The organism is Flavicella sp. (assembly GCF_029238425.1).
Lineage (GTDB): Bacteria > Bacteroidota > Bacteroidia > Flavobacteriales > Flavobacteriaceae > Flavicella.
Genome location: NZ_JAQWGB010000091.1, coordinates 1 through 25516, shown reverse-complemented (window position 1 = coordinate 25516; position 25516 = coordinate 1). Strand labels below are relative to the sequence as shown.

Here is a 25516-nt window from a genome sequence, read left to right as displayed (position 1 = left end):
TATAGAAGAAATAATAGGTAAAAAACCCAATTGGTTAATTAGATTAGGGATAGGTGGTATGCTGTTGATGTTGTTGACTTTGCTGTTTGTTGCATGGTTGGTAAAGTATCCTGATATTATTACTGCTTCTGTTTATATTAGCACACCAAATCCTCCTATAGATTTGGTTAGCCCCACCAATGCAAAAATTGAAAAAGTATTTAGATATGATTCAGATAGGATTGTGAAAAAAGGAAGTCCACTGATATTATTGGAAAATACTGCTTCCTACGATGATGTTCAAAAACTCAAAAAGTTTATTGAAATGCTGGAAAACGAAGCCTTTTCTGGAGAGTCTATTCCTATTTATTATGATTTTTCAAAGCTTGGTGCATTGCAAAATAAGTACAATGAATTGATTGTTTATTTGGATGAATATAACGAGTATATAGTGTATACGCCTTTCAAAAAAAGAATACAATTTTTGGAGGATATTATTAAGAATACAAATAATTCCTTAGTTAGTTCAGAAAAGCGTTTGTTGTTAGAGCTTGAGGATAAAAAAATGGTAGAAAAAGATGAACGAAGAGCAAAACAATTATTTGATAAAGGTGTTGTTGCTGAGACAGGGTATGAAAAGCAAACGCAAAGACTTTTGAGTAAAGAGATTCAATTAGAAGTTATTAGAAAAGATTTGATAAATCAAAAAACTAAGATTGTTAATTTACAGAAGCAATTGATGGAGTTACAGATTGACAAAGAACACTTTTATAATCGAATTGTAATAAATATTAAAAATGCGGCAAAAGCACTTTATGCGCAGATTGAACAATGGAGTGATACCTTTGTCATTTCTGCACCGATAAACGGTACTATCTCAATATTCAAGGAGTTTAATAGTGGTGATTACCTTTCTGCGGGGAATTATGTGTTGACAATTCTGCCATTAGGAGATCAAGAAATGTTTGCCTATGGAAATTTTTCCGTAATTAAAGCAGGAAAACTAAACGTTAATAATAAGGCTATTATCAAGTTACATTCTTTTCCATACAGAGAATATGGTTCTATTGATGGATATATAGAGAAGATTTCTGATTTTCCAATAAAAGATATGTATTTCGTGAAAATTCGTTTGCCAGAAAGACTAGAGACGGATTACGAAAAAAAAATTGAATTCAAACAGCGTCTTTCAGGTGAGGCAGAATTGATTACAGAGGATAGAAGTTTATTGAGTAGGGTTTTCAGTAATTTAAAGTATTTCTTAGAGAAACAAATAGAAAACAATACATGAAGGTGTTCAAACAACACGATATAATGGATTGTGGCCCTACATGTCTTAGGATGGTTGCAAAACATTATGGGAAAAATATTTCTCTTACAACGATTAGAGAAAAATCGTATTTAACGAAAGAAGGAGTTTCTTTTGTCGGTATTAGTAATGCAGCTGAATATTTTGGTCTTAAATCTTTAGGAACTAAACTTAGTTTTGAAGATTTGTATAAAAAAGCACCTTTGCCTTGTATTTTACATTTTGATGAAAATCATTTTGTAGTATTGTATAAAGTGAAAAAAAGTCATTTCTATATTGCTGATCCTGGGATAGGAAAATACATCCTTACAAGAAATGAGCTTTCTGAAAAATGGATATCGAATATGGCACTTTTACTAGAGGTAACTCCTGATTTTTATAATATTGAAGATCAGGAAAATCCAAAATGGAATTATTTTTTTTAAGTATTTTTTATCACATAAAAATTTGATTCTGCAAATGTTATTAGCGCTTGTTTTTTCAAGTATTGTTTGTTTGATAACACCTTTTATTACGCAGTCTGTCGTTGATATAGGGATTTTAGGAAAAAACTTAAGTTTTATTTATTTAGTATTAGGTGGTCAATTTGCGATAACTTTAAGTAGTACCGTTGTAGGATTTATTCAAGCCTGGGTCAGTCTTCATTTGAGTATACGCGTGAGTTTGTCTTTTTTGATAGGCTATATTTCAAAATTGATAAAAATGCCTTTTGTCTTTTTTGAAACGAAAACATTAGGAGATATTTTTCAAAGGATAGGAGACAATTCTAGGATTGAATCTTTTATGAGCAATAGCTTTTTTTCGATAGTAATTAGTTCTTTAAATCTTATTATTTATACTGCTATTATGGCATATTATAATTATAAAATATTATTAATTTTTGTTTTTGGGAACTTTGTCTATGTTTTATGGATTTTGGTTTTTATGAAAAAAAGAAAAGAGTTTGATCATGAAGGGTTTAAGTTAGCTTCAGAAAATCAGAATTCTCTGTTGCAGCTTTTTACAGGATATAGGGATATTAAATTAAACAATTTAGAAAAAGAAAAAAGATGGGATTGGGAGAAAATACAGGCGAAACAATTTAGATTGGATATTAAAACAACTATTTGGGGCCAATTGCAATCATCGGGTTCTGTTGTGATTAATAGTTTTGTAGGGATTGTGATGAGTGTTATAATGGCAAAAGAGGTTATTGATGGAAGAATGACTTTGGGTATGATGATGTCTGTTCAATTTATTTTAGGTCAAATAAGTGGTCCTTTGATGTCGTTTTTAGGTTTGATTCACTCTTACCAAGACGCCAGCATAAGTTTAGATAGATTGAGTGAGGTGCTTATGAATAAAGAGAAAGATAGTTATCCGTTTATCTTAAAAGAATTCAAAAATAAAGATATTGTCTTTGAAAATGTTTCTTTTCAACACGAAGGAATTTTATCACCAAAGGTTTTGTCAGATATAAATTTCACAATTCCATCTGGTAAAGTAACGGCGATTGTTGGGCAGAGTGGCAGTGGTAAGGCTACTTTGTTAAAATTACTATTAAAAATGTGGAACGCCTCTGGAGGGAAAATAAAATTGGGAAATGTTGATACTATAGATGATTATTCTTGGCGAGAAAATAGTGGGGTTGTTATGCAGGATAGTTTTATATTTTCAGACACGATTTTAAATAATATAACTTTAAAAAGTTATGACTCTATTAATTTTGAGAGATTTTTACAGGCTTTGGAAATTGCAAATATCAGAGAATGGGTTGAATCACTGCCATTAAGCTATAAAACTAAAATTGGAGAAGATGGACATGGTATTAGCGAGGGACAAAAACAACGTTTGCTAATTGCAAGAGTTGTTTATAAAAATCCACAACTTATTATTTTTGATGAAGCAACAAATACATTGGATGCAGTAAATGAAAAAAAGATTTTGAAAAATTTAAAAAATAAATTAAAAAATAAAATGATGGTTGTTGTAGCTCATAGATTGAGTACAATTCGAGACGCAGACCAAATATTAGTATTGGATAAAGGAGAAATAGTGGAGCAAGGCAATCATGAAAGTTTAATTAATATGAATGGGATTTATGGTAATTTGATAGAAAATCAAAGTTGATTTTAATTATATAATTCTTATAATTTAGCTGCTAATTCAATTACCTCTAAGTTTTTTATCTCTTCCTTATCAATTTCAAATCGTAACATCGTTCGAACTTGATGAAACCCATGCTTACCAGCAGCACCAGGATTCATATGTAAAAGGTTCAGTTTTTGATCGTATTGGACCTTTAAAATATGGGAGTGACCACTGATAAATAATTTGGGAGGATTGGCTTTAATTTCATCCAATATTCTGAAATTATATTTATTTGGATATCCTCCTATATGAGTAATCCAAACGGAGACACCTTCTATTTGAAATCTGCAATCTAGGGGGAATTCTGCTCTTACAGTTTTATCATCTATATTACCATAAACAGCTCTAAAAGGTTTAAGTTTTTTTATGCGATCTGCTACATCAATTTGACCAATATCTCCGGCATGCCAGACTTCATCTGCCTGCTCTACATATTTTAAAATACCAGCATCTATATGGCTATGGGTGTCTGATAACAAAAGAATCTTTTTCATTAATATTAGTGCAAAGAATCAAATTATTTAATTTTTTTACCCTGGGAGTTTTCGTTACCAATTCCAGAAAAATGGTAAAGTTGCAATGAATCCAATTGCAATCTTTGTTTAAGCCATTTTTTTAATTGTATTTCCTGAGCCTTGGTGTTTGAAATACTATCATGCCATTGGATATGAAAGACAGGAATGGTGTCTATTGTTTCAAAATTCGTTTTGATCAAGTTAGAAAAACTCAAAGCTTTCAAACCATCGTGATTTATTTTAGCTTCTTGACTTATATTAACAAAAGGAATTTGACGTTTTTCTATTTTTTCAAGTGTATAGGTAAGATTTCTTATTTTTTCGTCTTTTTCAAAAATAGATTCATCTTTAGAAGCGATCAATTCTTGGTTTTTTACATAAGAACCTTTAATAACATTAATTTCATCAATCAACTTAGAAGTTTCTTCATCTTGATGGATTTCTAAAGTTGTGTTATCAAGTCCGTATGCAGGTAACTTTTCTTCCCAAATAGGAAGTTCACTTCTTTTGATATTATGTCCTAAAACGATAATGGTAATATTCCTGGTAGCATAGTCTATTTTTGAATTGATGATACCGGCACCAGTAGATTCTCCTAATAATTCAATATAACTTTGTGCATTTGAAATATATTGGTTCTTTTTAAAAAGACCATAAAACAAATAAATACTAAACCCAAAAATAATCAAAGCCACTGTAGATGCTATCTGAGATATCTTTCTTCGTTTTACAGAATTGATATAACGCACCATTGGAAAGTTCAAAAACTTAACAATTACAAAAGTAGCCAGCGCTATAAAAATGGTGTTGATGGTAAACAAAAACATCGCTCCACCAAAATACTTGAAATTCATTGTTGCCAATCCGTATCCTGCTGTACATAGAGGAGGCATTAAAGCTGTTGCAATGGCAATTCCCGCAATGGTATTGGTCAATTCTTTTTTTCTACTCAGGGCAATAATCAAGGCGAGTCCCCCAGTTATGGCAATTAAAACATCACGAACATCGGGTTGTGTTCTTGCAATAATCTCTGGTGTGGCTTCCTGAAATAAAGGAATGCTAAAAAATATAAAAGAAGAACTTAAACTAAGTCCAACCATGACACCCAAGTTAATAAGAGAACTTCTTAAGGTGTCAATATCATTTATACCAATAGAGAGTCCAATTCCTAAAATAGGTCCCATCAAAGGAGATATAAGCATGGCTCCAATAACAACTGCTGGAGAGCTAGTGTTTAAACCTATAGAGGCAATTAGAATAGAGAAAATAAGAATCCAGGCGGTGTGACTTTTTACTTGGATACCATCTTTGATTTTTTGGATGGTTTCCTTTTGATCCGTTCCCTCACGAATATCCAAAAGGTTAACCAAGAAGGTTCTTACACTTTGAATAAGGGCAGAAGAACTTTTCTTTACCTCTTCTTTATGTTCTTCTAGTTTTTCGGTTTCCTGATCTTTGTTTTCCATGTAAATATGTTATCGCTCAAAAAGATTTTTAAATCTCTCCGAATTGATCTTTTGCCTGAGCTGCAATCTCTTTAATTTCTTGTTCGTTTTCCTTAGGGCAAATCAATAATACGCCGTCTTTCTCTGCAACAATAAAATTTGATAAACCTTGGATAACTACTTTTTTGTGAGATTGAGTTTTTACTATGTTTCCTTCAGACTCTCTGTAGATAGCCTCACCTCCAATAGTAACATTCTCAGATTTAGATTCTGCTTTTTTGTCATATAATGAACCCCAAGTACCTAAATCATTCCATCCAAATTCAACGGGTAGTACATGAACGTTGTTTGCTTTTTCAATAATTCCAAAATCGATTGAGATATTTTGTGCTTTTGCATAATTAGCATCCACAAACGCTTGTTCTTTGTCTGTATTCCAAGTAGATTCACCCTCTTGAAATAAAGCATACATTTCGGGTAAATGATCTTGAAAAGCTTTGATAATGCTTTTTGCCGACCAAACAAAGATTCCAGCATTCCAAAGGTAATCACCTTGTGCTAAGAATTCTTTTGCCTTTTCAAGGTTTGGTTTTTCTGTAAACTGTTTTACCTTTTTAATTTCTGAAGAATCTTCATTGAATTGAATATAACCATATCCTGTATTTGGTGAGTTTGGCTTGATTCCTAAAGTCATTAAAATTTCTGCTTCATTACAAGCATCGTAAGACGTTTGAATATTTCTTATAAACTCTTCCTCGTCTTCTATCCAATGATCAGAAGGAGCAATAATCATTACCCCGTCAGGATTCTGACTGTGTACTTTTAAAGCAGTTGCTAAGATACAAGGTGCCGTATTTCTCATCGCAGGCTCCAAAAACAATTGGTTTTCTGAGATACTTGGCAATTGTCTAAGAACAATGTCTTTGTATTTGCCATTGGTAGCAATAATTACATTTTCTGAAGGAACTAATGATTCCAATCTCGCAAATGTCTTTTGTATCAAGGAAACTCCAGCACCTAACATGTCATGAAATTGTTTTGGTGTTTCAGATGTACTTATTGGCCAAAATCTAGATCCGATTCCACCGGCCATAATAACTGCGTAATTATTTTTATTCATAGTCTAGTTTGAGCTTCTACCTCAGAGTTTAAGTGTATTAAATATTTTTTTTTGGATTTTTTATCCAAACAAATAGACCTTGTTCGTTTTTTTTCTAACAACACAAAAGATCTTTGTTTGAATTCAAATTCAGTTCCAATTTTTAACTCAAAGATATAATTTTTATTGGGATTTTTTATCTGTTGTTTTAAGGCTAGTGAAAGTCGAGGGTCACTATCGGTGCTGGCTTTGGCATTTAATAAATATTTGGCCAAATGCGGTAATATGTCATTCGGGTAAATTTCAGGTCTAAGAAAAGGAAGCATCAAGTCTTTAAAGGTAAGTTTCCATTCTACACCATGTGGTTTTACACGACCAAATTTTTTGTAAGTTTTATAGTGAGCAATTTCATGAACCAAAGTCAATAAAAATTGAAAAGAATTTAAATTATTGTTGATGGTAATCAGATAATCTCCTTTTTTTGTTTTTCTAAAGTCACCATGTTTTGTGACACGTTCATTTTTTATTTGCACTCTTAAATCTTTTTCAGATAAATAGTGCGCAATAGTGCTGTGTGCTCCTGTAGGAATGTATTCGAATATACTTTTCAAAAATGATTTTTATGGAGTTGTACTAGATACTTGTAGAACTTTACCGTTGTAGAATTTTGCTCCGGTATTGGCAAAATCAAAAATATATTGGGCCATTTCTAAAGGATGTAAGGGAGCTTGATAATCCGGAAAAGCTTCTGCTAGCATTTCTGTTTGAACAGCTCCGATGGCCAGAACGTTAAACTTGTAACCTTGATCTCTATATTCTTCAGCCAATAATTCAGATAGGGTAATCACCGCTCCTTTAGAAGAACTATAAGCAGCAAGTCCTGCAAACTTCATACTTCCTTGAACTCCTCCCATGCTACTTATGGTTACTGTATGGGTGTTTTCAACAAAAAACGGCAACAAACATTGTGTAAGAGAAGCTACGGCAAAAACATTTACCTGGTATACATTTATAAAATCTTCAGTGCTTGTTTGAGAAAATTCTTTGTTTAATAGAGTTCCTGCGTTGTGAATCAATATATCTACTTGTTTCCAGTTGTTTTTGACAAATTCGGAGACTAATTCTAATGATTTTTCATCTGTCAGATCTACTGGTAGGGTTGTGATGTTTTTATGATTTATGGCTTCTAGAGTATTGGAGTTTCTAGAAAGTGCTAATACATTGAAATCATTTTTTGCAAATAACTGCGCTAATTCAAAACCAATTCCTCTGCTGGTTCCGGTGATAACTACGTTTTTCATTTTTTGTAAGTATGTGAATTTTATTCCTCTTCAGGGAAAATAATATGTTGATAGGCTCCAATATCTGGTGCTGTTGTTCTGTCGGTTTCAATTAAATCCAAGGGCGTTTTTGCAGCACTGGTAATATCTCCTTTGTTGATCAATTCGCTTTCTTCTCCAATTTCAAATTTATTCATTGAAGTATCTAGATAGTTTGTGTTTACATTGAAAATATTATCTAAATATTTGGTTGGGTCCGTAAAGTCATACAAGGGATCCTCAGAAGATTCGGATTGTTTGAACATACAATTTTGGAAAAAGTAAGAAAATAAGTCAGACTCGTTTTTCTCCAAGAATAATTCGTTAGTTGTATTTCCATCGATGATAGAATTACTTATGTTAAAGGTTAAGTCAGTGGCAGTTTCTTCAGGAAAACCATTCGATCTGATATTGCTAATTTGCAAGCTGCTTCCTCTTCTAATACTTTCTGACCAGTAATTGGCAATTGTCAAATGGTTAAAATCATAGTTTCCTCCATTCATAATATTTATGGATGAAGTTCTACTGCTTCCTATTACTAGGTTTTCTCCACTAATATTAGAGTGATTGGCCAATAGTCCTATCTCAGCATGATTGTATAATTCTGTATTGCTAATGGTAAGTGTAGGTGTAGAACCATCGGTACTAAGAGAATCGCAGACAATTCCAAAACGTCCATTTTTGTTGTTCAAATAATTGATGCTGTTTCCCTTGCTTCCTGCTCTCAACCAAATGGCATCCCATTGTCCAGGACGGTCACTAAATTCGGGTTCTAACCTGTCTCCTTCTATGAATACTTTTTCGTCAAGTGTTCCATTGATAATTAAACTAGCGTCTTTTTCAATAACCAATGCCGAGTTTTTATGGAAGTGAAGTTTTTTGTTTGCGGCAATGCTTAGAGTCTTGTTTTCTGGAACTCCACAATAACCATAAAAGACGATAGATTTTTCGTCGGTAACATCATTAAATACTGCTATTTCCTCATCTGATAAATAATGGATGTTTTTTGGTGAGGCATCAGGTAAAAAATAAGGGACAACCGTAGTCGTGTCTATTTCATTGTTGACATAAATAAATTGCGCATCTTGAACGAGAGTTACCAATTTTATATTTTTAGTGCTCATTCCAGAATCGAAAATAATTGAATCTGTGTAAATAGGATTTGTTGCTGAGTAATTGATTGTTCCTTCTATAAAAATAAACAAACTATCCTTAGCTCTGAGGGGCACATTATCAAAGGAAGTTCCTGGTAAACCATCCACATTCAATCTGTAATATGAATCAGATCTTCCTAAATAAATAGAAGGGATGTGAATATCGTTGGAACTGTTGTTGTATACTTTCAGGGAATACGTACTCGTACTGATATTAGAAAATACAGTATCTAAAAAAATAGTGTCATTGGGTGCGGAAAAACTTAAATTATCACTCTGACTTGGTATTGTAGAAAAGTCCTTTCTGCAAGAGAAAGAAAGAAGCAATATGACTGTCAAAATAGAATAAACGAAAAGGTTTTTCATCGATAAATTACATTTTTGTAAAGATACACTATTTAGAATTTCAACGGGACTTAAAGTAAATAAACTAAAAAGCTGGGTTTATTTTTTAACCAATTCAATTTCAAATATTTTATCCCAGTTTTTACCGGTAACAAATAAACGTTTTCCAATACGATCATAAGCGATTCCATTGAGTACATAACTTGTATTCGGATCTGGTTTGGATACCTTGTTTCTCAGACTGTTCAGGTTGACCACTCCTTCGATGGTTCCGTTTGTAGCGTTTATGATAATGATGGTGTTCTTTTGCCAGATATTAGCATAAATTTTCCCGTCAATATATTCAATTTCATTTAGGCTTTCCGCTTTTCTTGTGTTGGTGTATGCTTCGATAAAGCGTTTTTCTTTTTGTGTTTTAGGGTCAAGGAACCAAATTCTCTCCGTACCATCAGATTTTATAAGTTCTTTACCGTCGTTGGTAAAACCCCAGCCCTCTTTGCTTTTTTCATAACTAAAAGAGCCTACTTTTTCAAAAGTCTCTAAGTCATAAATAAACCCAATTTTTGATTGCCAAGTCAATTGAAAAAGTTTCGAATTCATGATGGTAATTCCCTCCCCGAAATATTTTTCGTCAAGTTCCTTTATTTGTAAAACCTTTCCTGTTTTTAGGTCTGTTTTTCTAATAGAAGATTCCCCTCTTTGACCTGTTCCTTCATACATAAAACCATTATGATACTCTAAACCTTGAGTGAATGCTTTTGAGTCATGTGGGAAAGAGTTTATTAATTTGTAGGTGTATATACTTGGTTTCTGATCCGCTAGAAAATAAATTCTATTATTTAGCTTTTTTGAGATGCCATCATAAAAAATACTTGAAGTCAATGTATGAACCCCTAAAACTTCTTTTGCAATGGAAATACTCTCATTATTTTCTGCAGTGATTCTTTTCCCATCCAAGAAAAAATGAATAGAATCCAATTCCTTTCCGTTGGTTTCTTTGACAGATAATGTTAAATTTTCATTTATGTTAATTTTTTGTGGAGCATTGAATTTGAACTCAATATCTTCTCCACATCCTATAATTACTAGGCTTAAAAGAAAAAAAACAAAGGGAAATTTAATTGACATTTGTGAAATTTTAGGATTAGAAAGTTTTGATAACAAATAAAACAATTTATTTGTTTGAAATCTAAAAAATATCGTTAAATTTGCAGTCTCAAAAAAAGAATTAAAGATTAAAAATATATAAAGATGAAAAAAGGTATACATCCAGAAAACTACAGAATGGTTGCTTTTAAAGATATGTCAAACAATGATGTTTTCTTAACTCGTTCTACAGCTGCTACAAAAGAAACTTTAGATGTTGATGGTGTTGAGTATCCATTGATCAAATTAGAGATCTCTAGAACATCTCACCCTTTTTACACAGGTAAATCTAAATTGGTTGATACTGCAGGACGTATCGATAAATTTAAGACAAAATACGCAAAGTTCAAGAAGTAAGCTTCTTTTACTTTTTAGTTTATATAAAATCCTATCAAATTTTGATAGGATTTTTTCTGCTTTCAATACTTTGGTAATTAGACAGTCAGTAGTCCAATTGTCTTCAAGGTTTCTATAGGCTTAGAATACCAAAATAATTCAAAATCTTCAAAGTTCTCTTCGTAACTTTTTTTAAGATCTGAAAATTTTATTTTAGACATATTCGCCGATATTTTTAGATCGGGGAGGAATTCAATTAACCAACGTCCTTTTTCTTCTTCTAAAGAAAATTCTTTCGTTTCTGTAGTTGTATGAAAAAAGAGACGCATCATAGACCATGAATTATTTTTTTTGGTCTTTTTATAGCTTTCAAAAATAGGGTCGGTGCCAAGCCAAATAATTTGCGCATTGGGTTTTGTGTAAAATCTATTTTTGTTTTGAATACAGGTTTCAATATAATTAGGAGTGATAGTTGATTTTGGTGTTTTAAAATCAAACCAATCTCTTGTGGACAAATCGAACCCTATTCCATGCATGTAATTGAAAATAGATGCTTTCAATCCTTTGCTAAACTTGTCGTGGTTAATTCCTGTTTTGTCCTTAAAGTCAACGTCGTTATTTGCAAATTGTATGTCCTTGTATAGAGGAGTAATCCCATATTCTTTAGGTGTTTTTCCAATTGGACTATGAGTAGTTAGTGAAAATTGGTGCCAAAATCCAGATTGAATAGTCCCTATTTCAAAAAGTTGTCGGACCATTTCTAAACTGTCAACTGTTTCTTGTACAGTCTGACTCGGATAACCATACATAAGGTAGGAGTGAACCATGATGCCGGCTTGAGTCAAGTGATTAGTCACCTGTGCGACTTGCTCTACGGTTACTCCTTTTTCAATTAATTTCAATAATCGGTCAGAAGCCACTTCCAAACCACCTGAAACAGCAATACAACCAGAAGCCTTTAGTAAAATACAAAGCTCTTGTGTAAAACTTTTTTCAAACCGAATGTTTGTCCACCACGTGATGGTTAGTTTTCTTTTTAGAATCTCTATGGCAACCGCCTTCATTAGGGCTGGGGGAGCGGCTTCGTCAACAAAGTGAAATCCATTTTCTCCGGTTTGCTCCATAAGTTCTTCTATTCTATCAACTAAAATTTTTGCTGCAACGGGTTCGTAAATTTTAATATAATCAAGAGAAACATCACAAAAAGAACATTTTCCCCAGTAGCATCCATGGGCCATGGTTAATTTGTTCCATCTTCCGTCACTCCACAAACTGTGCATAGGATTTGCAATTTCAATAACGGAAATATAGGAGTCTAGAAACAAGTCAGAGTAATCTGGCGTTCCTACATTGTTTTGTTTATAATCGGATTTTAAGGAACTATTATTATACACAACAGTATTGTTCTCTAGCAATAAAGTCCTTTTGAATTTATTAAAATCTTCATTTTCTTCAGTTGGATTTTCTAAATTAGAAAGAATCAATTCAATGGGAAGTTCTCCATCATCTAAAGTGATAAAATCAAAGAATTCAAATACTCGGATATCTTTCAAATCTCTCAATTCTGTATTGGGGAATCCGCCACCCATTGCTATTTTAATATCTGGATAATTACTTTTTATGTATTGGGCACATCTAAAAGCGCTAAATAAATTTCCTGGAAAAGGAACAGAAAGACATACAAGCGTCGGTTTGATGGCATCTAATTTTCGTTCCAATATCTCTAAGGTGATGCTGTCTATATAGCTGAGATCTAATGAAAGTTCATGATAAAGTTCGTCAAAACTATTGGCACTTTTACCAATGCTCTCGGCATAACGGCTAAAACCAAAATTCGAGTCTATGCACTCTATAATAAAATCAGAAATATCTTCTAAATACAGAGTTGCTAAATGTTTTGCCTTGTCTTGCATTCCCATCGCTCCAAAAGCCCATTCTAGGTCGTCTAACTGCTCAAATCTACTAGCTCTAGGTAGAAAGTTATCAGTGCAAATAATTCTAGCAAGGGTTTGGTTTTTCCCTTGTAAAAAACTTATAACGGTGTTTATGGTGGTAAAGTAGTTCTCTCTCAATGTAAATATTCGTTTTGCATTTTCCGATGATATATTTTGAGAATCGAATGCGAAAGAAAAGAAGTCTTCTAGTCTATGTTTTGAGAAAAGTTCTAAGATGACCTCAATACCTAAATCAGATTGATGACATGATATATTTTTGGTGTTTAAAAATCCTTTTATATAAGCAGTTGCAGGATAAGGAGTATTTAATTGGGTAAAGGGAGGTGTTATTAATAGCGCTTTTGTCAAATCTAAACTTTTAACAAAGATACATAAAGTAAGACAGGACTATGTTATTTAACGAGCTATAGATTGTATTGAAATAAAATAGCTTCCTTATAAGAGAAGGAAGCTTTTCTAAAAGTAAATGAGGTATTTTTAGATAAAGGTCACTTTACCAGTTGCAACATCGTAAGATGCTCCTACAATGTTTATTTCTCCATTTTTTTCCATTTCAGCTAAAATTGTACTTTCTGCTTTTATTTGCTCAACAGATAATTCAACATTTGTAATCGCTGTCTCTTCAATAGATTCAGCAGTTACTTCCTGTTTGTTTACTTTAGAAACTGCCGGTTGTATTTTGCTCAAAAGAGCGGTAATATTACCTAGCTCTACATGTTTACAAGCCGCTGTAACAGCACCACACTTAGTATGTCCCAGAACTACTACAGATTTTGAGCCTGCAACTTTACATCCGTACTCAATAGAGCCTAATACATCTTCGTTTACTACATTACCTGCAACACGTACACTAAATATATCTCCAATACCCTGGTCAAAAATTATTTCAGCAGGAACCCTTGAATCGATGCAGCTCAAAACTACAGCAAAAGGGAATTGGCCTCCGCTTGTGTCACTAACTTGATTGTTTAAATCTCTATTTAGTTTATTGTTTGCAACAAATCTTTCGTTTCCAGTTTTTAATGTTTCAATTACAGATTCAGGTGTAAATAATTGTTGAGTTTCTTTCGTTTGTGCTTTCATGATGTATATGTTTATAAATGTCTTTAGTTAATTGAGAGTTTACTTTTGGGTCTGTTGTTAAAAAATTCGACAAAACTTTCAGGGTTTTCTACAACACCTCTTTTTGAATTTAATTTGATATTGATGTTTCTGTTTTTTGCTTTTAACAAAAAGTCTTCTAATACCTCTATAATGTCATTGTCTAGGAACCTGGTTTTTAGTAAGTTGATTTCTAAATATGTATCGTTAGGGATTTTTTCAAGTTCTCGCATAATTGCACCTTTGTTGAAAAAAGTTACCTCTTCTGCAAATTCCATGTTTAAATAATGATGATCAGTATCGGTTTCTTTGATATGTAAAAAGTGAGAATTTAAATAACTTTTATACAATACTACCAAAATCCCAATAACTAAACCAATACCGATTCCTACTAACAAATTATACTGAACAAAAAGAACGGTTACAATAAATGGTACAAATTGTTGCCAACCTAATTTGTATACTTTTTTAAAAGTAGCTGGATTCGCTAATTTGTATCCTACAATCAGTAAAATCGCTGCTAAAACAGCAAGCGGTATCATATTTAGTACCGTGGGAATTGCTATAACGGATATCAATAATAAAAATCCATGAACAATTGCTGAAAGTTTTGTTTGTCCACCAGATTGGATGTTGGCTGAACTTCTTACAATAACTTGGGTAATTGGCAGACCTCCAATCATACCAGATAAAATATTCCCGGTTCCTTGTGCAAATAATTCCCTGTTTGTAGGAGTGATTCTTTTTTTTGGGTCAATTTTATCAGTTGCTTCTACACATAATAAGGTCTCTAGACTGGCTACTAGCGCAATTGTAAAACCTGTGATCCACACGTTTTTATTGGATATAGCTGCAAAATTAGGCAAAGAGAATTGTGCAAGAAAGGAATCGACACTTTCAGGTATCGGAACTTTAACCAAGTGCTCTGGGAGCATCTCCATAGATGCACTAGATTTAGTCAAGCTGTAATATACAACTCCCATAATTACGGCTACGAAAGGTCCTTGGATTAACGTGAAAAATTTTCCTTTCTTTGAAAGAACATTGCTCCAATAAATAATTAGAATTAAAGCGAGTGTTCCAATTAAGGTGGCGCTCATATTCGCGGAGTTTATTGCGTTTAAGATATCGGAAAAGGTATTATTACCATTTACCTGAAAGAAATCAAAATCTCCTTCAGGGTTGGTGTCATATCCAAAAAAATGAGGTATTTGTTTTAATATGATGATGATTCCTATTCCTACAAGCATTCCTTTGATCACCGATGAAGGAAAATAATATCCAATAACACCTGCTTTAATAATACCAAAAAGGATTTGTATAATTCCTCCAATAACTACAGCTACCAAGAAATTTTCATAACCACCTAAATCAGTGATTGCCGTCATTACAATAGCGGCCAAACCTGCTGCAGGACCACTTACTCCTATTTGCGAGCCACTAATGGATCCAACTACGATACCTCCAATAATACCTGCAATCATTCCTGCAAAGGGTGGAGCTCCACTGGCTAATGCAATTCCTAAACATAAAGGAAGGGCAACAAAAAACACTACAATACTTGCGGGTAAGTCCGACTTGAATGATTTAAAAATAGATGAATTCATGACAATTGTATTATTAGGTTTATAGAAAATTAAATACTAATTCTTTGTAAAAGTCTGTGATAGCTTCTTTGTCATCAGATAAATCTGTAAGTGAGGGTAGATGTTCAGAGAAATATTTTTGATGATGGGCTCCTTCAATAACGGTTGAGATAAGCATATGTGGATACTTAAAATCAGGTTTTATTTCTAAAATTATTTCAGCAACTCTGTTTACTACTGATTTAAAAGCAGTATACGATCCCTTGCTATTTGCCTCATCAACATTTTTCGTATGATATGCTTTTGTAGATTCAGAAAAAATAATGGCACTTAATAGTACTTCATTTACATAGGAAAAATCATTATCAATTAAAACAGGTTTCGTAAGCAGGTCTAAAGACTTTCCTAGTCGTTCAGCGGGAGATTCGATATTAGTGGTAGCGAAAAGTAGTTTGTATTCCATCCAAGTCCAATACCAACTTGTTAAATAAATAAGCAATCGATGTTTGTTCTCAAAGTATCTATAAATAGAGCTTTCAGGTGAACTTATTTTTAATCCAAGTTTTTTGAAAGTAAATTGCTCAAAACCAATCTCGTAAATAAGCTCAATGCTGTTGGAGATTATTTTTTTTCCCAAGGCTGAAGAGTCTGGGTTTTTAGTGTATAACTCAGAATCTATTTCAATATGTATGTGTAATTCTTCCATAAAAATATTGCTTGCCTCTTGTAAATATAATAGTATTACTATTGAAAATGCAAATAAAACAACGATTTTATGAAAGGAAATGTTTTAGAAGGAAAGTTTATTGCATAAAAAAACCTTTACAAAAAGTAAAGGTTTTTTTATGTATCACTAGAGAAGTTTATTGTATTCCAACCAAATCTCCAGCAGCATTTTTAGTAGGTAAATCTGATTTACCCATTAAATATATGTCAACTTGTCTCGCAGCTTCTCTACCTTCAGAAATAGCCCAAACGATTAATGATTGTCCTCTTCTCATATCACCAGCAGTGAAGATATTAGGAACATTTGTTTGGTAAGAACCATACTCGGCCTTATAGTTAGAACGAACATCTCTATCCAGTCCTAATTTGTCTGCCAATGTACTTTCTGGACCTGTAAACCCTAATGCTAAAAGAGCTAAATCACAAGGCCATGTTTTCTCAGTTCCTTCAATCTCTATCAATTGAGGTCTTTGACCAGGAACCATTTTCCATTCTACATTTACGGTTTTTAAAGCAGTAAGTTTTCCGTTTTTATCTTTGATAAACTCCTTAGTGTTGATCAACCAGTTTCTGTCACATCCTTCTTTATGAGAAGAAGATGTTTTCAACTGTAGTGGCCAATATGGCCAAGGTGTTGAGGCAGCTCTGTGTCCAGGAGGCTTAGGCATAATCTCAAAGTTAGTTACAGATTTAGCTCCATGACGGTTAGAAGTACCAACACAGTCAGAACCCGTATCACCACCACCAATAACAATAACGTCCTTGTCAGTTGCTAAAACTTGATCTTTGATCTCTTGTCCAAAAACTACTTTAGTTTGTTGTGTTAAGAAATCCATTGCTTGAACAACTCCATCAGCATCAATACCTGGAGTAGGTAGACTTCTTCTTTCTGTTGCTCCACCACATAAAACGATTGAATCAAATGCTTTTAAATCTTCAACGTCATAATTTACACCTACGTTTACATTTACTTTAAAAGTGATTCCTTCTGCTTCTAAGATTGCTACACGTCTGTCAATAATTCCTTTTTCCATTTTGAAGTTAGGAATACCATAACGTAACAATCCACCGATAGCATCGTCTCTTTCAAAAACAGTAACTGTATGACCAGCTCTGTTTAATTGTTGTGCTGTTGCCAAACCTGCAGGTCCTGAACCAACAACAGCAACAGTTTTACCTGTTCTTGTTTTTGGCACTTGCGGTTTGATCCAACCTTCTTTAAAGGCACGCTCAACTATATTTTTCTCTATATTTTCAATTGAAATAGGATCTTCAATAATTCCTAATACACATGCTTGTTCACATGGTGCAGGACACAAACGACCTGTGAATTCAGGGAAGTTGTTTGTTGAGTGTAAAATCCAAGAAGCTTTTTTCCATTCCCCTTGGTGTACCATATGGTTGAAATCTGGAATTAAATTCCCAAGTGGACATCCACTATGGCAAAATGGGATTCCACAATCCATACAACGAGATCCTTGCTCTGTAATTTCAGAGTCACTCAATGGAACTGTAAATTCACTATAATTCTCTACACGGTCTTTTACAGGCGTGTATGTTTCATCTTTTCTTTCGAATTCTTTAAAACCTGTTACTTTTCCCATTGTTATACTGTTTCTAATTCTTCAACCATTACTTCACCTTTTGCTAAACGAGCAAGGGCTTTTTTATACTCAGTTGGCATAACTCTAACAAAATTACTTAAGCTAGTGTCCCAATCAGCCAACAATTCTTTACCTCTATTACTATCAGTATATAAAACATGCTTTTCAATCAGTCCTTTTAAGTCTGCTGCATCTTCTGGTAAGATTTCTTCAAACTCAATAGTTTCTTTATTACATAATCCGTTTACAAATTTATTTTCTGGATCATAGATATAAGCGATACCACCACTCATACCAGCTGCAAAGTTTCTACCTGTGTTACCAAGTACTACCACTTTACCACCAGTCATGTATTCACATCCGTGATCTCCAACCCCTTCAACAACTGTTGTCGCTCCAGAGTTTCTTACAGCAAAACGCTCTCCTGCAATACCGTTGATATATGCTTCACCTTCTACTGCTCCAAATAAACAAACGTTACCAACAATAATATTGTCTTCTGCTACGAAGTCTGCTGCAGCTGGTTTTTTAACGATCAGCTTAGCTCCAGATAATCCTTTACCTAAGTAATCATTTGTATTTCCTTCTATAGTAAATGTCAATCCAGGTGCACTGAAGGCTCCTAAACTTTGTCCAGCAGAACCAGTAAATTTAAGATTTAAAGTGTCTTCAGGTAACCCTAAATGTCCATAGATTTTAGAGATTTCATTACTTACAATAGCACCAACAGAACGATCTGTATTGATGATTGGATATTCAAGAGTCATTTTCTCTTTTCTATACAATGCACGGTGAGAATCTTTTAAGATTTGGAAATCTAAAACATTTTCTAAACCATGATCTTGTTTTTCTGTATTCTTAACAGGCATTTCGCTATAAGCAGTAGGTCTGTGTAAGATTGCAGATAAATCCAATCCTTTAGCTTTGTAGTGAGTGATCGCTTTATTAGCATTAATTTTATGCGTTTGACCAACCATTTCCTCTAAAGTTCTGAAACCTAATTCAGCCATGATCGTTCTTAATTCTTCAGCAACATAGTAGAAGAAGTTAATTACGTGTTCTGGTGTTCCTTTAAAGTTTTTACGTAAGTCTTTGTCTTGAGTAGCAATTCCTACTGGACATGTATTTAAATGACACTTACGCATCATGATACATCCAGAAGCCACTAAAGGAGCGGTTGCAAATCCAAATTCTTCAGCACCTAATAAAGCAGCGATTGCAACATCACGTCCAGTTTTCAATTGTCCATCACATTCAACAACAATTCTACTTCTTAAGTTATTTAATACTAAAGTTTGTTGTGCTTCAGCCAAACCAAGTTCCCAAGGTAATCCAGCATGTTTTAAGGATGTTAAAGGAGAGGCTCCTGTTCCACCGTCATATCCAGAGATTAATACAACATCAGCTTTTGCTTTAGAAACTCCTGCTGCAATTGTACCAACACCAACTTCAGATACCAATTTAACATTGATACGAGCTGCTCTGTTTGCATTTTTAAGATCGTAAATTAATTGTGCTAAATCCTCAATAGAGTAAATATCATGATGAGGAGGTGGTGAAATCAATCCAACAAAAGGAGTAGAGTTACGTGCAGATGCGATCCAAGGCAATACCTTTTCTCCTGGCAACTGTCCACCTTCTCCTGGTTTAGCTCCTTGAGCCATTTTGATTTGAATTTCTTTCGCACTTGATAAATAGTGAGAAGTTACACCAAAACGTCCAGAAGCCACTTGCTTAATAGCAGAGTTACGGCTATCTCCATTCACATTTGGTTGGAATCTTCTTCTATCTTCTCCACCTTCACCAGAATTAGATTTTCCTCCAATACGGTTCATAGCGATTGCTAAGTTCTCATGAGCTTCTCTTGAGATAGATCCATAAGACATTGCTCCAGTTTTGAAACGCTTTACAATGTCAGTCCATGGTTCAACTTCTTCCAATGGAATTGGATCCAAGTTGTCAAATTCAAATAACCCACGAATAGTCATTAAGTTTTCAGCTTGTTCGTTTACTGTTTTTGCATAAACATCATAACTAGCTTGATCACTTAATCTTACCGCTTGCTGCAATTTAGCAACAGTAGTAGGGTTAAACATATGTCTTTCCCCATTACGTCTCCATCTGTAATCTCCACCAATATTTAAACCTAAACGGTTTTTGATTTGAGTATCTGGATACGCATATTTATATCTTTCATTGATTTCTTTTTCAATTTCATACAATCCAATACCTTCAATTCTTGAAGCAGTGTATGGGAAGTATTTTTCAACAAATTGAGAATTGAATCCAACGATTTCAAATATTTGTGAACCTCTGTAAGAGTGTAAAGTAGAGATTCCAATTTTGTTCATTACTTTTAGAATACCTTTCCCAATTGCCTTGTTAAAGTTGTCAACAGCTTTTTGTTCATCCATATCTGTGATGAAACCTTGCTTCACTTGCATTCTAATAATTTCATTAACCATATAAGGGTTAATTGCACTTGCTCCATAACCAAATAAAGTAGCAAAGTGATGTGGCTCACGTGGTTCTGCAGATTCGATAATAATATCGAAGTAAGAACGCTTACGCAAACGGTTCATTTGATGATTTACAAAAGAACATGCCAATAGAGATGGAATTGGAGCAAACTCTTTGTTTACACCTCTATCAGAAAGGATAATGATATTTGTACCTCTTTCTAACGCTTTTGTGATTTGAACAATAATATTGTCCAAGGCATCTTCTAAACCATTTAATCCTTTATCCTTAGGATATAACATTTCAATCGTTTCTGCTTGGAAACCTTCGATATTTATATCTCTAATTTTAGCTAAGTCGTTGTTAGAGATTACAGGGTTTTGAATGCGAAGTTTTCTACATTGTCTTTCTGTAATACTAAAGATATTTCTATCTTTTCCTAAAGCTAAACTAATATCTGTTACAATTTCTTCTCTAATACCATCCAATGGTGGATTCGTTACTTGGGCAAATAATTGCTTGAAGTAGTTAGAAATTAATTGTGGTCTATCTGATAATACTGCCAATGGTGTATCAATACCCATTGATCCAAGAGCTTCTTTACCAACTTGTGCCATTGGAGTAATCACTTCTTGAATATCTTCAATTGTATAATTGAATAAACGAGACCTAGTAGCAATGTCCAAAGTTTCAACTGGACACTCAGTACTTGCTTGTGGTACGTCTTTTAAATGTAATCTAGTTTTGTCTAACCATTCTTTATAAGGTCTTTCAGAAACAATTTTACTTTTGATTTCTTCATCCTTGATGATACGACCTTCGTTCATGTCTACCAAGAACATTTTTCCTGGTTCCAATCTACCGTGGCTAACTACATCTTCTGCAGCAACTTCTACAACACCAATTTCTGATGCCATAATAAGTTTTCCACTCTTAGTAACCGTATAACGAGAAGGTCTTAAACCATTACGGTCTAACAAAGCACCAACATAATCACCATCTGTAAAAGGTACAGAAGCTGGTCCATCCCATGGTTCCATCAAACAAGCATTGTACTCGTAAAATGCTTTTCTTTCTTCAGACATGGTAGCATCTTTTTCCCATGCTTCAGGAATCATCATCATCATTACCTCTGGCAATGAACGACCTGTATGTGTTAATAATTCAACAACCATATCCATAGAAGCAGAATCTGACTTCCCTGGTAAGATGATTGGGAATAGTTTATCTATTTGTGGTCCAAAAACTTCGCTTTTCATGATTTCCTCACGAACACGCATTCTACTAACGTTACCTCTTAAAGTATTGATTTCTCCATTTTGACACATGTATCTAAACGGTTGAGCCAATTCCCATGCAGGCATTGTATTTGTAGAGAATCTTTGGTGCACAAGAGCTAGTCTTGTTACTAAATCAGACTGTTGTAAATCTGTATAGTAAGGACCAATGTCTTCTGGCATAATAATACCTTTGTATATCAAAGTGGTGTTTGATAAACTAGGTAAGTAGAAGTATGAGTTTTCAGACATTTTAGAAGAACTAATAGCATGCTCAGTAATTTTACGAGCCGCATATAATTTAGCATTAAAGATGTTTTCTTCAATGTCTTCTGTCTTTCCAATAAAGATTTGTTCAATATTTGGTTCTGAAGCCAAGGCGATTTCACCTAGTTGACTAGAGTCAACAGGAACAGTTCTCCATCCTAGGATAGATAAACCTTGCGCTTTTATTTCTTTTTCGAATATATCTTTACAATATTGGTATTGGTTTTGTGTTTTTGGTAAAAAAACCATTCCAACTGCATATTCTCTCTGTGCAGGGATTTCAAAATCACAAACTCGCGAGAAATAATCATGAGGAATGTCAATTAGCAATCCAGCTCCATCTCCTGTTTTTCCATCAGAACTTACACCTCCACGGTGTTCTAGTTTTACTAAAATTTCCAATGCATCATGGATGATTTGATTTGTTTTTTCACCCTTTAGGTTACAAATAAAACCTGCTCCACAGTTTTCGTGTTCAAATTCTGGTAAATATAGACCTTGTTTTTCTATCATAATCTTGAAAATAAGAACGCAAAATTACGTAATTTCAATATTAAAAACCAATAGAAAGGGGATAGAAAAAATAAAAATGTATTTATTACAATATAGTTGTCGCAATATTGTTAAATGTGAAAATTATCAATAGAAAATAATTGATAATGCTATATCACTATCAAAAGAGTTGAAATGTTTACGAATAATGAAATGGCACTATATCGATGTAGATGATTTAGCAAAAGGGAATCACTTGAATTATGAAAATGAAAAAAGCGACTTTGAAAGATCAAAGTCGCTTTTGTATTTATAAGTTAATTCTCTGAATTTTAGAGGATTTTTTAGTGATCATTCATTCTGTAATCAGGATATGCGCTCATTCCGTGTTCAGCAGAATCTAATCCTTCGATTTCTTCTTTTTCTGAAACTCTTAATCCCATTGTTTTCTTAAGTGTGAATAGGATAATAAAAGAGGTAGATAAACAGAAAGCACCAACAACAGCAACTCCTGTTAACTGAGTGAAGAACTGCTCAACGCTTGCCATAGCTCCGAAGATACCAACAGCTAAAGTTCCCCAGATACCACAGATAAGGTGAACTGCAACAGCACCTACTGGATCATCTAGTCTTAATTTGTCTACCAGGGCAACGGCCAATACGATAATGATACCTGCAATGATACCAATTAAAATAGCATCCGTAGGACTCATTTGATCAGCACCAGCAGTAATTCCTACTAATCCTCCTAAGATTCCGTTTAAGAACATAGTTAAATCAAAGTTCTTGTAAAGGATTTGAGAGAATGCGAATGCACCAACTCCACCAGCTGCAGCTGCCAAACATGTTGTTACTAAAGTCAAAGAAGTTAATTCAGGATCAGCGGATAATACTGAACCACCATTAAATCCGAACCATCCTAACCATAAAATCAATACACCAGCAGTTGCCAATGGAATGTTGTGACCTTGAATTACTTTAGGGTTACCGTCTTGGTCAAATTTTCCAATACGAGCACCAAGCAGCCAGATCGCTACCAATGCAGCCCATCCACCAACTCCGTGAACTAATGTAGAACCAGCGAAATCGTAGAAGCCCATTGCGTCTAAGAAACCACCTCCCCATTTCCATGCTCCTACGATAGGGTAAACCAAACCAACATAAAGGATAGTAAATACCATGAATGTAGTTAATTTTACTCTTTCAGCTACAGCACCAGAAACGATCGTTGCTGCAGTAGCGGCAAACATTCCTTGGAATAAGAAATCAGTCCACCATGTATAACCTCCAGAAGCGTATTCAGCAGTCATTCCCCCTTCAGGAGCATAAATACCAAAACCTGCAAAACCTAAAACTCCGTCACCAATAAGGTTGAAGTCTCCTGGGTACATTAAGTTAAAACCTGCCAAGCAGTATAGTAATAAACCTGTACAAACAATAAATACATTTTTAAATAAAATATTGATTGTGTTTTTTTGTCTTGTCAATCCGATTTCTAATAAAGAGAAACCTAAATGCATGAAAAATACCAATGCGGTACAAAGCATCATCCATACGTTGTTCGCTGTAAATAAACCTGCGTCCATAATGTTTTAATTTAAATAATTTTTATTTTAAAGTATCTTCTCCTTGTTCTCCGGTACGGATTCTATATGCAGTGGTAACATCTGATACAAAGATTTTTCCATCTCCTATTTCTCCAGTTGCTGCAGAAGAAAGAACGGCATCGATAGTTGCTTGTTCAAAATCATCGTTTACGATGATAGAAATATGACGTCTTTGAATATCACTTGTGCTATAGGCAACACCTCTGTATACGTGCCCAATTTTTTCATTTCCTTGTCCCGTTACATCCCAGTACGTAAAGAAATTTACGTTTACATCGTGTAGGGCTTTTTTTACAGCAGAATATTTTGATTTTCTGATGATTGCTTCAATTTTTTTCATAATAGATAAGTTTTAAAGTTTTATTTCTTGTAAAGAAATAATAAATCATGAAAAAAATCACATAAAGAATAAAATTCTTTATGTGATTTTATGATCAAGACGAATGTCTTTTTTATTTGTCTTCCATTTCTCTTACACGTTCTCCAGGGTAAGCCAAAGCTCCGTGCTCAGAAAGATCTAATCCTTCAATTTCTTCCTGTTCAGTAACTCTTAATCCAATAGTTTTCTTTAAGATAGTTAAGAAAATTAAAGAAGTAACAACTGCCCATGCAGCATAAGCTAAAGTTCCAACCAATTGAGTCATGAACTGAGAAGCTCCACCACCGTTTAATAAACCGATAGCTGTATCTCCGTCAACACCCCATAATCCGATAACTAAAGTACCCCATGCACCACCAATAGCGTGTACAGAGAATGCACCTACAGCATCATCAATTTTAAGTTTTTGCTCAACAAACTCCATAGAAAGAACCACAATGATACCTCCAATGAATCCGGCAATGATTGCACCACCTTCTGTCATGTTTCCACAACCAGCAGTAATACTTACCAATCCAGCTAAGGCTCCATTCAAAGTCATGTCTAAGTTTGGTTTTCCGTATTTGATCCAAGTCAATGCTAATGCAGCAACAGCTCCAGCGGCAGCAGCTAAGTTTGTAACTAATACAACCATAGAAGCACCAACAGCATCATCACCACCCCAAGCTAATTGAGATCCTCCGTTGAATCCGAACCATCCAAACCATAAGATAAATACACCAATTGCAGCGTACATTTTATTATGCCCAGGAATATTAACAGCTTTACCGTCAATGTATTTTCCAATTCTAGGTCCAACTAAGATTGCAGCAATTAATGCAGCCCATCCACCAACAGCGTGTACGATAGAAGATCCAGCGAAATCGATAAACCCTTTTTGAGCTAACCATCCGTCACCGTTCCATTGCCATCCACCAGCGATTGGGTAAATGATAGCAGTTAAAACTACTGAAAAGATAATATAAGTTGTGTATTTAGTTCTACCTGCAATAGCTCCAGAAACGATTGTCGCAGCAGTTGCACAGAATACTGTTTGGAAAAATAAATCAGCAGGTCCTTGGTTATACATTAAACCACCCCAAGCGATATATCCATTTGTTTCTCCGTACATTAAAGAGTATCCGATAAACCAGAATACTAAAGATCCTACGGCAATATCTAATACGTTTTTCATTGCAATGTTCACAACGTTCTTAGAACGTGTCATTCCAGATTCAACCATTGTAAATCCTGCTTGCATTAAGAATACTAAGATACCTGATATAAGCATCCATAACATTCCCAT

At 34.0% G+C, this 25516-nt stretch carries 20 protein-coding genes; 4 read left to right on the top strand and 16 right to left on the bottom strand.

The annotated features are described in order from the left end of the window. The 3 genes from P8H68_RS06825 to P8H68_RS06815 all read left to right on the top strand — a co-directional run. Positions 1-1270: HlyD family efflux transporter periplasmic adaptor subunit (locus tag P8H68_RS06825; RefSeq protein ID WP_300322766.1), on the top strand; the 1270-nt coding region annotated here is incomplete at its 5' end. Beyond that, positions 1267-1713, top strand: coding sequence for a cysteine peptidase family C39 domain-containing protein (locus P8H68_RS06820; protein WP_300322765.1), 447 nt, complete (start codon positions 1267-1269; stop codon positions 1711-1713). The genes P8H68_RS06825 and P8H68_RS06820, both read left to right, overlap by 4 nt. Positions 1714-1747: 34 nt before the next feature. Then, positions 1748-3397: an ATP-binding cassette domain-containing protein gene (locus P8H68_RS06815; RefSeq protein ID WP_300322762.1), complete on the top strand. Its 1650-nt coding sequence runs from the start codon at positions 1748-1750 to the stop codon at positions 3395-3397. A 17-nt stretch (positions 3398-3414) separates the two neighbouring features. Here the strand turns inward: P8H68_RS06815 and P8H68_RS06810 are convergent, their stop codons facing one another. The 7 genes from P8H68_RS06810 to P8H68_RS06780 form a co-directional block, all read right to left on the bottom strand. Continuing rightward, complete coding sequence (locus P8H68_RS06810) at positions 3415-3912, bottom strand: metallophosphoesterase family protein (RefSeq protein WP_300322760.1); 498 nt, start codon at positions 3910-3912, stop codon at positions 3415-3417. 23 nt (positions 3913-3935) lie between these two features. Next, positions 3936-5399: a DUF389 domain-containing protein gene (locus P8H68_RS06805; protein WP_300322758.1), complete on the bottom strand. Its 1464-nt coding sequence runs from the start codon at positions 5397-5399 to the stop codon at positions 3936-3938. Between the two features lie 28 nt (positions 5400-5427). Further along, positions 5428-6498, bottom strand: coding sequence for a mannose-1-phosphate guanylyltransferase (locus P8H68_RS06800; protein WP_300322756.1), 1071 nt, complete (start codon positions 6496-6498; stop codon positions 5428-5430). After that, entirely contained in the window at positions 6495-7088 is a 594-nt protein-coding gene (locus P8H68_RS06795) for a SprT-like domain-containing protein (RefSeq protein WP_300322754.1), read from the bottom strand. Before P8H68_RS06795 ends, P8H68_RS06800 begins: the two co-directional genes overlap by 4 nt. A gap of 9 nt (positions 7089-7097) precedes the next feature. Continuing rightward, complete coding sequence (locus P8H68_RS06790) at positions 7098-7778, bottom strand: SDR family oxidoreductase (protein WP_300322752.1); 681 nt, start codon at positions 7776-7778, stop codon at positions 7098-7100. Positions 7779-7798: 20 nt separating this feature from the next. Further along, the gene (locus P8H68_RS06785; protein WP_300322750.1) at positions 7799-9316 is read right to left on the bottom strand and encodes a hypothetical protein; all 1518 of its coding nucleotides are present in this window, start codon (positions 9314-9316) and stop codon (positions 7799-7801) included. A gap of 78 nt (positions 9317-9394) precedes the next feature. Continuing rightward, positions 9395-10423 (bottom strand): glutaminyl-peptide cyclotransferase, encoded by a 1029-nt coding sequence (locus P8H68_RS06780; protein ID WP_300322748.1) that lies wholly within the window; start codon positions 10421-10423, stop codon positions 9395-9397. 123 nt (positions 10424-10546) lie between these two features. Here P8H68_RS06780 and P8H68_RS06775 point away from each other — a divergent pair, with 123 nt between their 5' ends. Then, positions 10547-10798 (top strand): type B 50S ribosomal protein L31, encoded by a 252-nt coding sequence (locus P8H68_RS06775; RefSeq protein WP_300322746.1) that lies wholly within the window; start codon positions 10547-10549, stop codon positions 10796-10798. A 77-nt stretch (positions 10799-10875) separates the two neighbouring features. Here P8H68_RS06775 and P8H68_RS06770 read toward each other — a convergent pair whose 3' ends face one another. From P8H68_RS06770 to P8H68_RS06730, 9 genes are all read right to left on the bottom strand, one after another. Further along, positions 10876-13080, bottom strand: a complete 2205-nt coding sequence (locus P8H68_RS06770) for a radical SAM protein (RefSeq protein WP_300322744.1) — start codon at positions 13078-13080, stop codon at positions 10876-10878. 129 nt (positions 13081-13209) lie between these two features. After that, the gene (locus P8H68_RS06765; RefSeq protein ID WP_300322742.1) at positions 13210-13815 is read right to left on the bottom strand and encodes a carbonic anhydrase family protein; all 606 of its coding nucleotides are present in this window, start codon (positions 13813-13815) and stop codon (positions 13210-13212) included. A 23-nt stretch (positions 13816-13838) separates the two neighbouring features. Then, complete coding sequence (locus P8H68_RS06760) at positions 13839-15428, bottom strand: SulP family inorganic anion transporter (protein ID WP_300322767.1); 1590 nt, start codon at positions 15426-15428, stop codon at positions 13839-13841. Between the two features lie 31 nt (positions 15429-15459). After that, positions 15460-16125, bottom strand: a complete 666-nt coding sequence (locus tag P8H68_RS06755) for a TetR/AcrR family transcriptional regulator (RefSeq protein WP_300322740.1) — start codon at positions 16123-16125, stop codon at positions 15460-15462. Between the two features lie 157 nt (positions 16126-16282). Then, positions 16283-17749: a glutamate synthase subunit beta gene (locus P8H68_RS06750; RefSeq protein ID WP_300322738.1), complete on the bottom strand. Its 1467-nt coding sequence runs from the start codon at positions 17747-17749 to the stop codon at positions 16283-16285. A 2-nt stretch (positions 17750-17751) separates the two neighbouring features. Further along, on the bottom strand, positions 17752-22266 hold the full coding sequence (gene gltB, locus P8H68_RS06745; RefSeq protein ID WP_300322736.1) for a glutamate synthase large subunit: 4515 nt from the start codon (positions 22264-22266) through the stop codon (positions 17752-17754). A gap of 323 nt (positions 22267-22589) precedes the next feature. Next, the gene (amt, locus tag P8H68_RS06740; RefSeq protein ID WP_300322734.1) at positions 22590-23831 is read right to left on the bottom strand and encodes an ammonium transporter; all 1242 of its coding nucleotides are present in this window, start codon (positions 23829-23831) and stop codon (positions 22590-22592) included. A 22-nt stretch (positions 23832-23853) separates the two neighbouring features. After that, the gene (locus P8H68_RS06735) at positions 23854-24192 is read right to left on the bottom strand and encodes a P-II family nitrogen regulator (protein ID WP_300322732.1); all 339 of its coding nucleotides are present in this window, start codon (positions 24190-24192) and stop codon (positions 23854-23856) included. Positions 24193-24304: 112 nt separating this feature from the next. Further along, positions 24305-25516: ammonium transporter (locus P8H68_RS06730; RefSeq protein ID WP_300322730.1), on the bottom strand; the 1212-nt coding region annotated here is incomplete at its 5' end.